Origin of the sequence: Enterobacter cloacae complex sp. IR5418, from assembly GCF_049238105.1 — a bacterium.
In the GTDB taxonomy this organism is placed as follows: domain Bacteria; phylum Pseudomonadota; class Gammaproteobacteria; order Enterobacterales; family Enterobacteriaceae; genus Enterobacter; species Enterobacter hormaechei.
Genome location: NZ_JBMKHS010000012.1, coordinates 51,317 through 65,141 on the forward strand (window position 1 = coordinate 51,317; position 13,825 = coordinate 65,141).

The following is a 13,825-nucleotide window of genomic DNA, read 5'->3' on the forward strand; positions in this document are numbered from 1 at the left end:
CTCATGCTAAGCCCCCTGCTTCGTCGCTATACATGGAACAGTAACTGGCTGTATAACGTCAGGATCTTTATCGCCCTCTGCGGCACCGCCGCGCTGCCGTGGTGGCTGAATGATGTGAAGCTCACCATCCCCCTCACGCTTGGGGTGGTGGCTGGTGCGCTGGCAGATCTCGATGACCGCCTGGCCGGTCGTTTGCGTAATCTGGTCATCACGCTGGTCTGCTTCTTTATTGCTTCCGCGTCCGTTGAGCTGCTTTTCCCCTGGCCCTGGCTGTTTGCCTTAGGGCTGACCGTCTCCACCAGCGGCTTCATTTTGCTCGGCGGCCTCGGGCAACGCTACGCCACTATCGCGTTCGGCGCCCTGCTGATTGCCATTTACACCATGCTGGGCGTCTCCCTTTACGATCAGTGGTATCAGCAACCGGTCCTGCTGCTGTTGGGCGCTATCTGGTATAACCTGTTGACCTTAACCGGGCATCTTATTTTTCCGGTCCGTGCATTACAGGACAACATTGCCCGCAGTTACGAACAGCTGGCCCACTATCTGGAGCTGAAATCCCGGCTGTTCGATCCGGATATCGAAGAGGACAGCCAGGCGCCACTGTACGATCTGGCGCTGGCAAATGGCCAGCTGGTCGCCACGCTGAATCAGACCAAAGCCTCTCTGCTCACCCGTCTGCGCGGCGATCGCGGTCAGCGCGGTACCCGCCGCACACTGCACTACTACTTTGTCGCCCAGGATATTCACGAGCGCGCCAGCTCATCGCATGTGCAGTACGCTGACCTGCGCGAGAAATTCCGCTACAGCGACGTGATGTTCCGTTTCCAGCGCCTGCTGTCGATGCAGTCTCAGGCCTGCCAGCAACTTGCGCGCTCAATACTGCTGCGTACGCCCTATCAGCATGACCCTCGCTTTGAGCGCGCATTCAGTCATCTGGATGCAGCCCTCGATCGCGTTCAGGCCAGTGGGACATCGCCGGAACAGTTCAAAGCGCTGGGATTCCTGCTCAACAACCTGAGAGCCATCGATGCTCAGCTCGCCACCATTGAGTCTGAACAGGCAATGGCGATGCCGGGCAATGACGCTGACAACCAGCTTGCCGATGACAGTCTGAACGGTTTCAGCGATATGTGGCTGCGCCTGAGCCGTCATTTTACCCCGGAATCCGCACTCTTTCGCCACGCAGTGAGGATGTCGCTGGTCCTGTGCGTGGGCTATGCCTTTATCCAGATCACGGGACTGCACCACGGCTACTGGATCCTGCTGACCAGCCTGTTCGTCTGCCAGCCGAACTATAACGCGACCCGTCATCGCCTCGCGCTGCGTATTGTCGGGACATTAGTCGGGGTCGCTATCGGGCTGCCGGTGCTCTACTTTGTGCCATCGGTCGAAGGGCAACTGATCCTGATTGTGATTACCGGCGTCTTGTTCTTCGCCTTCCGCAATGTGCAGTACGCCCACGCCACAATGTTCATCACATTACTGGTTCTGCTCTGCTTCAATCTGCTGGGTGAAGGCTTTGAAGTGGCCCTCCCCCGCGTAATCGACACGCTTATCGGCTGCGCCATCGCCTGGGCGGCGGTGAGCTTTATCTGGCCGGACTGGCGTTTTCGAAATTTACCCCGCGTGTCCGACAGAGCAATGAACGCCAACTGCCGCTATCTGGATGCCATTCTTGAGCAATATCATCAGGGTCGTGATAACCGTCTGGCCTATCGGATTGCCCGTCGCGATGCGCATAACACTGACGCGGAGCTGGCTTCAGTTGTCTCGAATATGTCAACAGAGCCGCGCGCCACGGCAGAAATCCGGGAAACGGCCTTCCGCCTGCTGTGTCTGAACCATACGTTCACGAGCTATATCTCTACCCTTGGTGCCCACCGTGAGAAACTGACGAATCCGGGGATCCTGGCGCTACTGGACGACGCCGTTTGCTACGTTGATGATGCGCTTCATCATCAACCTGCGGATGAGCCACGGGTTCACCAGGCACTGGATGAGCTGGTGCAGCGTATCGCACACCTTGATCCTGGTACCGACAACAAAGCGCCGCTGGTCCTACAGCAAATTGGCCTGCTTATCGCTTTGCTGCCGGAAATTTGTCGACTGCGACAGCAGATTGCTACCTGGCGGAATGATGGCCCTGTGACTCAGGCAGCGCATTAAACCACTCCGTAAGCTCCCGGCGAATATCCGCCGGGAGTGCCGCTTCATGTAGCCCTTCGATGGCCCCTTCCAGCGCGAACAATACCCGGATACTCAGCGCTTTATTTTTAGAGCGCATTTTCAGCCAGCTCGTCTTCGCACCCAACTGTCGTAGCATCTCTTCGTTGGTGATGCCCGCCTCCATAAGCAGGACCTCGATCTGAAAGGTCAGGTTCGGCAGATCTTTAAGCCGGTTACGCTGATGGCGCTGGTAGCGTTCTTTCCTGGCAGCATCGAGCGCAAACGAGGAGAGCTGAAGCAGTTTTTCCCTGTTTTGCCACAGGCCTTCATCCACACGGTAGTAATTAAGCAGCACAGGACGTCCTCGTTTCATCAGGGTCAGAAAAGAGGAGGCATTTTTTACACAGTATTTTGCACTTTGCTCACAAGCGCGAAGGTACAGCTCGCCGTCAGACACCATCGCGAACACCGCTTCATCCACGGCGAGGGTGTAGCCGCCAAACAGGGCGCGATGATGAATTTCACCCAGCGGAGAGAGGTATTCCTGCGATTGATAAATCCGCTCATAGGATATCTTTTTCATGATAATTCCATTAAAAATCATACAGTAAACACGATATTTCTTACTAACGGATCCGTTAGCAGGAAAATAGGCAACTTATTGCCGTTGGGCAAGATGATTTTTTCAGGTTCACCAGGAATGGATGAAATTTGCGAGTCGCTTTCCGAAAATGAGGTTGATCTTTATGCACACAGGGGTTACTGTATATCCATACAGTAACTACAGGGCTGGAATGAATATGTACACTTCAGGCTATGCAAATCACTTAACACCTTTTTCTTCTGCCGCGGGCAATGCTGCGCAGAATTCTATCGGGCGTGTATCGACAGGGCTTATCAGTGAAGTGGTTTACCGTGAAGACCAGCCGCTGTTAACACAACTCTTACTCCTGCCGCTTTTGCAGCAGCTCGGGCAACAGTCTCGCTGGCAGCTCTGGCTGACGCCACAGCAAAAGTTGAGCCGTGAATGGGTTCAGTCGGCTGGCCTGCCGCTGGCGAAGGTGATGCAGATTAATCAACTCTCCCCTTGCGATACGGTCGAGTCGATGGTTCGGGCATTACGTACCGGGAACTATAGCGTCGTGATTGGGTGGTTGCCTGAGGATCTGTCGCAAGAGGAACATTTGCGTCTGACTGAAGCCGCTGAAGAAGGTAACGCGATGGGCTTCATCATGCGACCGGTTCGTGGAGATTCCTATCGCAGAGGACAACATCCCGGGCTAAAAATTCACTCAAATGTGTACCATTGAGTCATTTTAAGAGTTTTCCTGGAATTTTTTTCGACCGCAGTATTCAAAAAAAGTTCAACGCGCCAAAACTGCGGCAAGGCTTGTCTGACGCGGTTCTCGTTAATTTTACTGCACAAAATTCATTCAAAAATTGTTAAATATTAGGTATACGGAACTTTTTTTTTCATATGCCTGACGGACTTCACACTTGTAAGTTTTCAGCTACGTTGTAGACTTTACATCGCCAGGGGTGCTCGGCCTAAGCCGAAGATATCGGTAGGTTTATATTTGACCACGCCCCCCGGTGAAGGATTTAACCGTGATTCCTCCGATGGAGATATTCATGGCAAATTTTGGATGATAACGAGGCGCAAAAAATGAAAAAGACAGCTATCGCGATTGCAGTGGCACTGGCTGGCTTCGCTACCGTAGCGCAGGCCGCTCCGAAAGATAATACCTGGTATGCAGGTGGTAAACTGGGCTGGTCTCAGTTCCATGACACCGGTTGGTACAACAGCAGCCTGAACAACGATGGCCCTACTCACGAGAGCCAGCTGGGTGCAGGTGCGTTCGGTGGCTATCAGGTTAACCCGTATGTTGGCTTTGAAATGGGTTACGACTGGTTAGGTCGTATGCCTTACAAAGGCGACAACGTAAATGGCGCTTTCAAAGCTCAAGGCGTACAGCTGACCGCTAAACTGGGTTACCCAGTAACTGACGATCTGGACGTGTACACCCGTCTGGGCGGCATGGTATGGCGTGCAGACTCCAGCAACAGCATCGCTGGTGACGACCACGACACGGGTGTTTCTCCAGTATTCGCTGGCGGCGTTGAGTGGGCAATGACCCGTGACATCGCTACCCGTCTGGAATACCAGTGGGTTAACAACATCGGTGACGGTGCTACCGTTGGCGTTCGTCCAGACAACGGCATGCTGAGCGTTGGTGTTTCTTATCGTTTCGGTCAGCAGGAAGATGCGCCAGTCGTAGCTCCAGCACCGGCTCCAGCTCCAGAAGTACAGACCAAGCACTTCACTCTGAAGTCTGACGTTCTGTTCAACTTCAACAAAGCTACCCTGAAACCAGAAGGTCAGCAGGCACTGGATCAGCTGTACACCCAGCTGAGCAACCTGGATCCTAAAGACGGTTCTGTAGTGGTTCTGGGCTTCACCGACCGTATCGGTTCTGACGCTTACAACCAGGGTCTGTCCGAGAAACGTGCTCAGTCTGTAGTTGATTACCTGGTATCTAAAGGTATCCCAGCTAACAAGATCTCCCCACGTGGTATGGGCGAATCTAACCCAGTGACCGGTTCTACCTGTGACAACGTGAAACCACGCGCTGCACTGATCGACTGCCTGGCACCAGATCGTCGCGTAGAGATCGAAGTTAAAGGTATCAAAGACGTTGTAACTCAGCCTGCGGCATAAGTTATCGTCTTATAAAAAAACCCCGCCATGCGGGGTTTTTTATTATCTGAAGAAAGGCAAAAACGTTATTTTTTACCTAACAGTGCCTGAAGATCGTTCTTCAGCGTCGACATCTGGCTGGCATACTTCTCTTTGTGCTCGGCGTCTTCAATCAGCTGCACCACCGTTTCCGACAGGGTTTTCCCGCGCCGTTGCGCAAGCCCGGCCAGACGTTGCCAGACCATAAACTCCAGGTCGATGGATTTCTTACGGGTGTGCTGATGCTCGGCATTGAAATGCCGTTTACGACGAGCACGGATAGTTTGCTTCATCCGGTTCAACAAGGCCGGATTAATGTGTTTCTCAATCCAGCCGTTGACCTGTACCGGTTCGTTTTCGAGGGTCAGCAACATATCCACAGCTTCTTGTGCCGCGCTGGCTTCGATGTAGCAGGTGATCAGCTCCCCTTCACGGTGCTTTTTGACCAGGTACTTCCATTTCCAGCCGCTTTCGAGGTTTTCCAGTTGTTGATATTTCATTGCGATCTCAGTGTTACCGTGTAACTCTGTTCAGAATATCAGTTTTTTGGCAATCTGCTGAAAAGAAATCATATCCTGTGAAACACCGCAGGCGATCCGCATGACGAAAACCCGAATCCTGATTGGGCAGAGTGCGCCGCTTACGGTATACTCCACGGTTTTACTTCTGACTAAAAAACATCAACTTTGACCATTACGAAACTTGCATGGCGTGACCTGGTTCCGGATACCGAGAGCTATCAGGAGCTGTTTGCACAGCCAGACCTCACAAAAGAACACGAATTCATACTTAGCGATACACAACCGCGTTTGCATTACGCGCTGGAGCAGATGTCATCCCCATGGGCTACATCTCCTTTCATGCTGCTCAAAGCCCCGGAAGAAGCCGAGTATCTGACGCTTCTCGGTGATGCCATGCGCCAGTTGCAGCCAAAAACGAATGCCGTTTTTGGTGGTCAGTATCATATTGCCGGACGTGACGTGACGTTCGAACCTGCCACGCAGGCAGACGGACTGTTCGCGGCAAAAGGCGAGGTGATTACCGCCAACTGGGTGGAAGCAGAACAGCTGTTCGGCTGCCTTCGTCAGTTCAATGGCGACGTGTCACTGCAACCCGGGCTGGTACACCGCGCGAATGGCGGCGTGTTGCTCATCTCCCTTCGCACCCTGCTTGCACAGCCTCTGCTGTGGATGCGCCTGAAAACGGTGGTGACGCAGCAACGTTTTGACTGGGTAGGATACGACGAGTCACGTCCTCTTCCTGTTTCCATCCCGTCTATGCCACTGTCGCTGACCGTCGTGCTGACGGGTGACCGTGAATCCCTGGCTGATTTCCAGGAAATGGAGCCAGAACTTGCGGAGCAGGCTGTCTACAGCGAATACGAAGAAAATATTCAGATTGCCGATGCCGATGATATGGCGCAGTGGTGTCAGTGGGTTATGGCCGTGGCAGAGCGTTTCTCGCTGCCTTCCCCTGCCGAGGATGCGTGGCCGGGCTTAATCCGTGAAGCCGTACGCTACACCGGCGATCAGGAAACCCTGCCGCTCTGCCCGCTCTGGATCGGTAAACAGCTGCGTGAAGTGGGCGTTATCAGCGGCAACGGTATGTTCACCGGTGAGCAGCTTAGCCAGATGCTGGCCCAGCGTGAATGGCGTGAAGGCTATCTTGCTGACCGTATGCAGGATGAAATTCTGCTGGAACAGATTCTGGTGGAGACCGAAGGCGAACGTATCGGGCAAATCAACGCCTTGTCCGTCATCGAGTTCCCCGGACACCCCCGCGCCTTTGGCGAGCCTTCCCGCATCAGCTGTGTCGTGCACATTGGTGACGGCGAGTTTACCGATATCGAACGTAAGGCGGAACTGGGCGGAAACATTCATGCTAAAGGCATGATGATCATGCAGGCATTCCTGATGTCTGAACTCCAGCTTGAGCAGCAGATCCCCTTCTCTGCCTCGTTGACCTTTGAGCAGTCCTACAGTGAAGTCGACGGCGACAGCGCCTCAATGGCGGAGCTGTGCGCCGTGATCAGCGCCCTTGCGGACGTGCCGATTAATCAGAATATTGCGATTACCGGATCCGTGGATCAGTTTGGTCGTGCCCAACCGGTGGGTGGACTGAATGAAAAAATCGAAGGCTTCTTCGCTATCTGTCAGCAGCGCGGCTTAAACGGCAAACAGGGCGTGATTATTCCAGCGCCTAACGCTCGCCATTTGAGCCTGAGCCAGGCGATTCTGGATGCGGTAGAGCAGGAACAATTCACCGTCTGGGCCATCGAAGGGGTTGAGGATGCACTACCCTTACTGACGAATCTGGTCTGGGACGGCGAAGGCCAGACAACCCTGATGCAGACCATTCAGGAACGTATAGCTCAGGCGACACAGCAGGATGCTCGTCATCGTTATCCCTGGCCGTTACGCTGGTTAAGTTGGTTTAGTGCAAACTGATCGGACTTGTTCAGCGTACACGTGTTAGCTATCCTGCGTGCTTCACTAAAATAAGGCTTACTGAGAACATGGTAGATAAACGCGAATCCTATACGAAAGAAGACCTTCTTGCCTCTGGTCGCGGTGAACTGTTTGGCGCGAAAGGCCCGCAGTTACCGGCCCCTAATATGCTGATGATGGACCGTGTCGTGAAAATGACCGAAACCGGCGGCAACTTTGATAAGGGTTACGTAGAAGCAGAACTCGATATCAACCCGGACCTGTGGTTCTTCGGTTGCCACTTTATTGGCGATCCGGTAATGCCTGGCTGCCTGGGCCTCGATGCCATGTGGCAGCTGGTTGGCTTCTATCTGGGCTGGCTTGGCGGTGAAGGCAAAGGCCGTGCGCTGGGCGTAGGCGAAGTGAAATTCACCGGTCAGGTTCTGCCTACCGCGAAGAAAGTCACCTACCGTATCCATTTCAAACGCATCGTTAACCGCCGCCTGATTATGGGCCTGGCGGACGGTGAAGTGCTGGTAGACGGCCGTCTGATCTATACCGCTAACGACCTGAAAGTGGGTCTGTTCCAGGATACCTCTGCTTTCTGATAACGGCTTTTAGCCCCTTTCAGAAAGGCGAAACCTCCGCATTGCGGAGGTTTCTTTTTAAAGAGACGGTATCAAGCAAGTACTGCCCTGTCTCCGATGGCTTCTCGCCAGCCCCCTAGCCATTGGGACCTTTGATTCAGGGCCTGATAGGGACACATTTCTTTTGAACGTCCGGCGATGCCAGCCTGATAACCACGTTGATGAGCCCTTTCCAGGCGATCTCGTTTCTGTCTCTTCATGCCTCGTTTCCCTCATTCTTTTGTCTGGTGGAAAGAAAACAGTGGTTGCAATAGGTGCAAGCACAGTTAACGAATACCCCGAATCGGCGTCAGCGTCAACGTTCAAAATTCATACGGGTGTCATATTTGTGAGCTACATGGAAGATCGTTTGTACAAAAAATGTGACGCGGGACAAGTAACAACCTGAACATAAAACGAAAAAAAAGCCGCAATCAGCAAGAAGCTGAGTGCGGCTTTCGTCGATGAATTTTACTTATGGCAGCCGGGAAATCTCTCTTGCTATTGCGGCCGACTCCTGTGCCCACCCCTGCGCCAGCATTTTCACCATTTCGTCATAGCCATCTTTCTGCTGCTTCAGTTCCAGATGGAAAGGACGCTTAATCAGCTGGCCCTGGTGATTTAACAGCCACTCCCCGCTGATAACAACGGCACCATCATAGCGGCCATGGAATCCCGTCACGTTAACATTCAGGGTGTCCTGATCGCTTCCCAGAGGCTGCGAGGCGACCACCCAACCTGGGAGCTGGCTGCTCAGATTCGCCACCAGCGTATTGCGTAGCTGCTGATCCAGCGGACTGGCCCACAGATTATTGTTGGCGATAACGTACTGCACATCGCTGGTCTGGTAGACCACCCCGTTGCCCGCCAGATAATCTGGCACGGCAACCTGTTCAACCCACAGCAGACGGCTGCCCTGTGAGGCGCTGCTCTGCGCACCGGACTGCGCGCTTAACGGCAGCTGGTAGTAGCTTTTGTTATCGCTTCCAGAGCTACAGGCCGTTAATACCAGTGCGCCTGCTATGATTAGCCATTTTTTCATTGTTTCGCCCTCTTAGGCTCAGGATCCTTTTTGTCTTTCGCTTCAAACACCAGCGCGTTGCTCTTTTCATTGAGCGTTTTCAGAACGGGCTGTAGCTCGCGTAAAACCTGATCAAGACGCTGCATATCCGCCACCATCTTGTTGTAGGCCGCTGAACCCGGCTGGAAGCCCTGCATACTGCGATTCAGTTCGCGCAACGTTTTCTGCATATCCTGCGGCAGCTGCTGCATGGACTGGTTGGCGGTGATTTTGTTGATATTATCCAGCGTGGCTTGCAGACGTTGCATCGTCGCCTGGCTCTGACGCAGTGACCCCGTCGCAGCCTCAAGCATTGGATTCAGCGGCAGATTGTTGATCTTATCCAGCGTTTCCATCAGGCGCTGTTGGATCTGCGCCAGGCCACTGCTGACCGTAGGAATGATTTTGTAGCCGCCAAACTCACGGATCCCCGTCATGGGTGGCGCTTTTGGATAGAAGTCCATATCGACATACAACGCCCCTGTGACCAGGTTGCCGGTTTTCAGCGAGCCGCGCAGACCGCGATTCATCAGGTCGGTAATATGCTCGCCGATATCCTGATCCTCACCAATCTGGTTAAGCAAACGCTCAGGCTCAATGCGGATCAGCACCGGAATACGATAATCGTCATCAAGCATCTGCTTAAGACCCGGAACAAAGTAAGGCACTTGTCCCACCGTCCCCAGACGAATACCGCGGAACTCGACTGGCGCCCCTGGCTGCAAGCCGCGTACAGAATCCTTAAAGAACATCAGGTAGTCGATGTGATCGGTATAGAGCGCATCCTGGATGCTCTTTTGATCGTCAAACAGTCTGAAGGCGGTTTTCTCCGCCACCGGTTGTCCCAGATCCAAGCCTTCCGGCACGTCAAAACTGACGCCCCCACCAAAGAGCGTGGTGAGTGAACCCATTTCAACGCGCATCCCCGCAGAGGTGAGATCTACTGCGATCCCGCTGTCTTTCCAGAAGCGAACGTTACTGGTCACCAGGCGGTCATTAGGCGCATTGATAAATAGCTGATAGCTGATGGTCCGTTTTTGCGGATCGAAGGTGCTTGTTTCAACCGAACCGACGCGATACCCGCGGAACAGCACCGGATCGCCCGGTGAGAGCTGGCCCGCTTTTTTGCTGTCCAGAATAACGCGGATCCCTTTTGCATCCGGCGGCGCAAGTGGCGGTGAATCCAGCAGTTGATAGTTTGCTGGCTGAGTTCCTTTGTTGCCGGGCTGGAGTTCGATATAAGCCCCTGACAGCAACGTCCCTAAGCCACTGATCCCTTCTCTACCGACCTGCGGTTTCACTACCCAAAAAACGGAATCTTCATGGAGCAGTTTTTCCATGCCGGCATGCAGGCGGGCCTTGATTTCAACATGGGTTAAATCATCCGTCAGGGTCGCGCTTTCCACGACACCCACATCCACGCTGCGGCTCTTGATGGTGGTTTTACCGCCCTCAATCCCCTCTGCATTGGTGGTGATTAGCGTCACTTCCGGCCCCTGATGGCTGTAATGATAAAACAGGATCCATGCACCGATCAGCGCGGTCACGATGGGGAAAATCCACACCGGCGACCAGTTTCTGACCTTCTGCACTTTAGCCTCTCCACTCTTATTTTCCATGCTCTTACTCTTCCTCATGGCTTGAATCGGGCTCACGATCCCACGATAAACGAGGGTCGAAGGTCATGGCCGCAAACATGGTCATAATGACGACCAACGCAAACATCAGCGCTCCCATAGCGGGATAAATACTCATCAGTCCCCCCATGCGCACCAGCGCTGAGAGAACCGCAATCACGAACACGTCAATCATCGACCAGCGGCCAACAAATTCCACTACCCCATAGATTAAATGCATACGCTCGCTGTCGCGCTTACCGTGCCCTTTTGCATCCCAACAGAGCCAGGCAATGGCAATCATCTTTAAGGTCGGAACCATGATACTGGCGAGGAATATGACACCTGCCACAGGGTATGATCCCTCGCTCCACAGCAGTATTACCCCGGCCAGTATGGTCGAGGGCATTCTGTCGCCGAGCAGATCGGTGATCATGATCGGCAAGATATTGGCGGGCAGATAGAGCATGACAGAGGTCACCAGCAGCGCCATGGTCCATTGCAGACTATTTTTACGCCGGACGTGACCTTTTGTTTCACAGCGCGGACACACCTCGACATCCGCGGGCAGCACGGCGGTGCAACAGGAGCAGGAGCGCAGACCCTGACGGATACCCGGTACACCCACCTTTACCGTCTGCGAGAGCGTCGGCGCCGGGGCAATATCATCCCAGGCCCAGCGTCGGTCCACGCACTGGAACGCGCGCAGTTGCAGCACACAATACAGACACCAGGGAATAAAACTGCTGCCAATGCCCACATCGCCGTACGCCATGAGCTTCACGAAGCTCACCAGGATACCCGCAAGAAAAATTTCCGCCATCCCCCAGCTTTTCAGCTGGAACAGGATCCGCGCGAGTTTGATTTTAAGGACAGTGGGCATCCTGACGCGGTTGACCAGCAGCAGAATGACGACCAGGCAAAAAGCCGGGACGATCTGCACGAAAAGCAGAAAGAAGGTGCCAAGGCTGGCGTAATCTTCCGAGAACATCACGCCTGGAATTTCCAGTAAATCCACCTGACTGGTCATCCCGCCCACTTTCATATAGATGAAAGGGAAGAGATTGGAGAGCAGTAACATGAATAGGGCTGCCAGCGCGTAAGCCGTAGGACGCTGCCTTGGCGCGTCCCACTCGGTCGTCAGCGTAGCGCCGCAGCGCGGGCAGGCAGCCTTATGTCCGTGACCCAGCTCTGGCAACGCCACGAGCATATCGCATTGCGAGCATAAAATATGCCGATCGGCATGGTGCTGGTCACACATAGTTTATCCCTGTTTATGCGCCGTTTTTCAGAGACTCAAGGTACTCCCAGCGCTCAAAAGCCTCTTCCAGCGCCTGTTCAGCCTGGGAGAGTTCAGCCAATACTTTCTGAGTATAGTCGTGAGGCTGCGTAAAGAATGACGCATCAGCGACCTGAATTTGCAGTGCTTCCAGTGCAGCTTCCAGCTCTTCCAGACGCTGCGGCAGCCCTTCCAGCTCGCGCTGCAAGTTATAGCTCATTTTAGCTGGAGACTTTTTGACAGTTTCTGCTTTCGCAACAACAGGTTCAGCGATATGTCTGGTCTTCGCCTGTTTTTGCGCCAGCGACTGCGATTGCTGCCCACGCGCGTCATGATAGCCGCCTACATATTGACCGATGCGTCCCTGGCCTTCGAAGATCCAGCACTCGGTCACGGTGTTGTCGACAAACTGACGATCGTGGCTGACCAGCATCACGGTTCCCTGATAACCATCAATCAACTCTTCCAGCAGTTCCAGCGTTTCGACATCCAGATCGTTAGTCGGTTCATCCAGAATCAATAAGTTACTGGGTTTCAGGAACAAACGCGCCAGCAAAAGACGGTTACGTTCTCCCCCGGACAGCGCGCGCACCGGCGTCATGGCGCGTTTCGGGTGGAACAGGAAGTCCTGTAGGTAGCCCAGCACGTGACGCGGCTTGCCGTTAACCATCACCTCCTGTTTACCCTCAGCGAGGTTATCCATCACCGTACGGTCTGGATCCAGCTCTGCGCGGTGCTGGTCAAAGTACGCTACTTCCAGTTTAGTACCGCAGTGAATACGACCGCTGTCGGCCTGAAGCTGACCCAGCATCAGTTTCAGCAGCGTGGTTTTACCGCAGCCATTCGGACCGATAAGCGCAATCTTGTCGCCGCGCTGCACCTGAGCGGAGAAATCGTTCACCAGCACTTTGCCGTCGACCGAATAATTCACGTTCTCCATTTCGAAGACAATCTTGCCCGAGCGGGACGCCTCTTCCACCTGCATTTTGGCGCTACCCATGACTTCACGACGTTCGCTACGTTCGCGGCGCATCGCCTTCAGGGCGCGAACGCGGCCTTCGTTACGGGTACGGCGCGCCTTGATGCCCTGACGGATCCATACCTCTTCCTGCGCCAGCTTGCGGTCGAACTCCGCATTTTGCAGCTCTTCCACGCGCAGGTTCTCTTCTTTCTCCAGCAGATAAGTATCGTAATCGCCCGGATAGGTCACCAGCTTGCCGCGATCGAGATCGACAATGCGCGTGGCCATGTTGCGGATGAACGAACGGTCGTGGGAGATGAAGATAATGGTACCGTTAAAGGTTTTCAGGAACCCTTCCAGCCAGTCAATCGCTTCGATATCCAGGTGGTTCGTCGGTTCGTCCAGCAGCAGCACCTTAGGCCCGCTCACCAGGGCACGACCCAGCGCCGCTTTACGCAGCCAGCCGCCGGAGAGCGCTGACAGCTCCATATCCGCTTCCAGGCCAAGCTGGGCCAGCACTTCGTTAATGCGGTTTTCCAGCTGCCACAGGCCGTGGTGATCGAGCATCTCCTGCACTTTTGCCAGCTCGTTGAGATTCTTGTCGCTCGGGTCCGTCATCACCAGATGCGAAATCTCGTGGTAGCGTTTGAGGTATTCCGCCTGCTCTGAAATCCCTTCGGCCACGAAATCATACACGCTGCCGGTGACGTTACGCGGCGGATCCTGTTGCAGACGAGAGACGATCAGATCCTGCTCGTAAACAATACGGCCATCATCCAGCCCCTGTTCACGGTTGAGGATTTTCATCAGCGTTGATTTACCTGCGCCGTTACGCCCCACCAGACAGACGCGCTCGTTATCTTCGATATGCAGCTCTGCATTATCGAGAAGCGGTGAGTCACTGAAAGAGAGCCACGCGCCGTGCATACTAATTAAAGACATTTATTTTTCCTT

Annotated in this window: 12 protein-coding genes; 5 read left to right on the forward strand and 7 right to left on the reverse strand. The window is 54.0% G+C overall.

What is annotated here, in order from left to right; all coding sequences use genetic code 11:
* Positions 1-3: 3 nt before the first annotated feature.
* Complete coding sequence (yccS, locus tag ACOTX7_RS11800) at positions 4-2,166, forward strand: YccS family putative transporter (RefSeq protein ID WP_006809343.1); 2,163 nt, start codon at positions 4-6, stop codon at positions 2,164-2,166.
* On the opposite strand, the gene ACOTX7_RS11805 is transcribed toward yccS, so the two are convergent.
* Positions 2,123-2,749, reverse strand: coding sequence for a TfoX/Sxy family DNA transformation protein (locus ACOTX7_RS11805; protein ID WP_032673551.1), 627 nt, complete (start codon positions 2,747-2,749; stop codon positions 2,123-2,125). The two genes, yccS and ACOTX7_RS11805, sit on opposite strands and share 44 nt — an antisense overlap.
* A 217-nt stretch (positions 2,750-2,966) precedes the next feature.
* Between ACOTX7_RS11805 and sulA the strand changes: the two genes are divergently transcribed.
* Both sulA and ompA read left to right on the forward strand, forming a co-directional pair.
* Complete coding sequence (gene sulA, locus ACOTX7_RS11810; protein WP_032673744.1) at positions 2,967-3,476, forward strand: SOS-induced cell division inhibitor SulA; 510 nt, start codon at positions 2,967-2,969, stop codon at positions 3,474-3,476.
* A gap of 356 nt (positions 3,477-3,832) precedes the next feature.
* On the forward strand, positions 3,833-4,885 hold the full coding sequence (ompA, locus tag ACOTX7_RS11815) for a porin OmpA (protein ID WP_017694761.1): 1,053 nt from the start codon (positions 3,833-3,835) through the stop codon (positions 4,883-4,885).
* A gap of 65 nt (positions 4,886-4,950) precedes the next feature.
* Here ompA and matP read toward each other — a convergent pair whose 3' ends face one another.
* The gene (matP, locus tag ACOTX7_RS11820) at positions 4,951-5,403 is read right to left on the reverse strand and encodes a macrodomain Ter protein MatP (protein WP_006809347.1); all 453 of its coding nucleotides are present in this window, start codon (positions 5,401-5,403) and stop codon (positions 4,951-4,953) included.
* A gap of 186 nt (positions 5,404-5,589) precedes the next feature.
* Between matP and ACOTX7_RS11825 the strand changes: the two genes are divergently transcribed.
* Together ACOTX7_RS11825 and fabA are read left to right on the forward strand one after the other, a co-directional pair.
* Positions 5,590-7,350 (forward strand): AAA family ATPase, encoded by a 1,761-nt coding sequence (locus ACOTX7_RS11825; protein ID WP_421626083.1) that lies wholly within the window; start codon positions 5,590-5,592, stop codon positions 7,348-7,350.
* A gap of 68 nt (positions 7,351-7,418) precedes the next feature.
* Positions 7,419-7,937 carry a bifunctional 3-hydroxydecanoyl-ACP dehydratase/trans-2-decenoyl-ACP isomerase gene (gene fabA / locus ACOTX7_RS11830; RefSeq protein WP_000227926.1) on the forward strand — a complete coding sequence of 173 codons (519 nt, stop codon included), beginning with the start codon at positions 7,419-7,421 and terminating at the stop codon, positions 7,935-7,937.
* 71 nt (positions 7,938-8,008) lie between these two features.
* Here the strand turns inward: fabA and rmf are convergent, their stop codons facing one another.
* The 5 genes from rmf to ACOTX7_RS11855 all read right to left on the reverse strand — a co-directional run bounded on the left by rmf (position 8,009) and on the right by ACOTX7_RS11855 (position 13,813).
* Entirely contained in the window at positions 8,009-8,176 is a 168-nt protein-coding gene (rmf, locus tag ACOTX7_RS11835; protein ID WP_003858162.1) for a ribosome modulation factor, read from the reverse strand.
* Between the two features lie 254 nt (positions 8,177-8,430).
* Positions 8,431-8,997 (reverse strand): membrane integrity-associated transporter subunit PqiC, encoded by a 567-nt coding sequence (pqiC, locus tag ACOTX7_RS11840; RefSeq protein ID WP_221255758.1) that lies wholly within the window; start codon positions 8,995-8,997, stop codon positions 8,431-8,433.
* Positions 8,994-10,634, reverse strand: a complete 1,641-nt coding sequence (gene pqiB / locus ACOTX7_RS11845; RefSeq protein WP_205921127.1) for an intermembrane transport protein PqiB — start codon at positions 10,632-10,634, stop codon at positions 8,994-8,996. The genes pqiC and pqiB overlap by 4 nt, the downstream gene beginning before the upstream one ends.
* A 4-nt stretch (positions 10,635-10,638) precedes the next feature.
* Entirely contained in the window at positions 10,639-11,892 is a 1,254-nt protein-coding gene (gene pqiA / locus ACOTX7_RS11850; protein ID WP_221255756.1) for a membrane integrity-associated transporter subunit PqiA, read from the reverse strand.
* 13 nt (positions 11,893-11,905) lie between these two features.
* Positions 11,906-13,813 (reverse strand): ABC transporter ATP-binding protein, encoded by a 1,908-nt coding sequence (locus tag ACOTX7_RS11855; protein ID WP_221255755.1) that lies wholly within the window; start codon positions 13,811-13,813, stop codon positions 11,906-11,908.
* Positions 13,814-13,825 lie beyond the last annotated feature (12 nt).

Excerpts from the sequence above, each read along its gene's own strand:
- ACOTX7_RS11855 (WP_221255755.1), bottom strand. The coding sequence starts at position 13,813 with ATGTCTTTAATTAGTATGCACGGCGCGTGGCTCTCTTTCAGTGACTCA.
- yccS (WP_006809343.1), top strand. The coding sequence starts at position 4 with ATGCTAAGCCCCCTGCTTCGTCGCTATACATGGAACAGTAACTGGCTG.
- pqiB (WP_205921127.1), bottom strand. The coding sequence starts at position 10,634 with ATGGAAAATAAGAGTGGAGAGGCTAAAGTGCAGAAGGTCAGAAACTGG.
- pqiA (WP_221255756.1), bottom strand. The coding sequence starts at position 11,892 with ATGTGTGACCAGCACCATGCCGATCGGCATATTTTATGCTCGCAATGC.
- fabA (WP_000227926.1), top strand. The coding sequence starts at position 7,419 with ATGGTAGATAAACGCGAATCCTATACGAAAGAAGACCTTCTTGCCTCT.
- sulA (WP_032673744.1), top strand. The coding sequence starts at position 2,967 with ATGTACACTTCAGGCTATGCAAATCACTTAACACCTTTTTCTTCTGCC.
- pqiC (WP_221255758.1), bottom strand. The coding sequence starts at position 8,997 with ATGAAAAAATGGCTAATCATAGCAGGCGCACTGGTATTAACGGCCTGT.
- matP (WP_006809347.1), bottom strand. The coding sequence starts at position 5,403 with ATGAAATATCAACAACTGGAAAACCTCGAAAGCGGCTGGAAATGGAAG.
- ACOTX7_RS11805 (WP_032673551.1), bottom strand. The coding sequence starts at position 2,749 with ATGAAAAAGATATCCTATGAGCGGATTTATCAATCGCAGGAATACCTC.
- rmf (WP_003858162.1), bottom strand. The coding sequence starts at position 8,176 with ATGAAGAGACAGAAACGAGATCGCCTGGAAAGGGCTCATCAACGTGGT.
- ompA (WP_017694761.1), top strand. The coding sequence starts at position 3,833 with ATGAAAAAGACAGCTATCGCGATTGCAGTGGCACTGGCTGGCTTCGCT.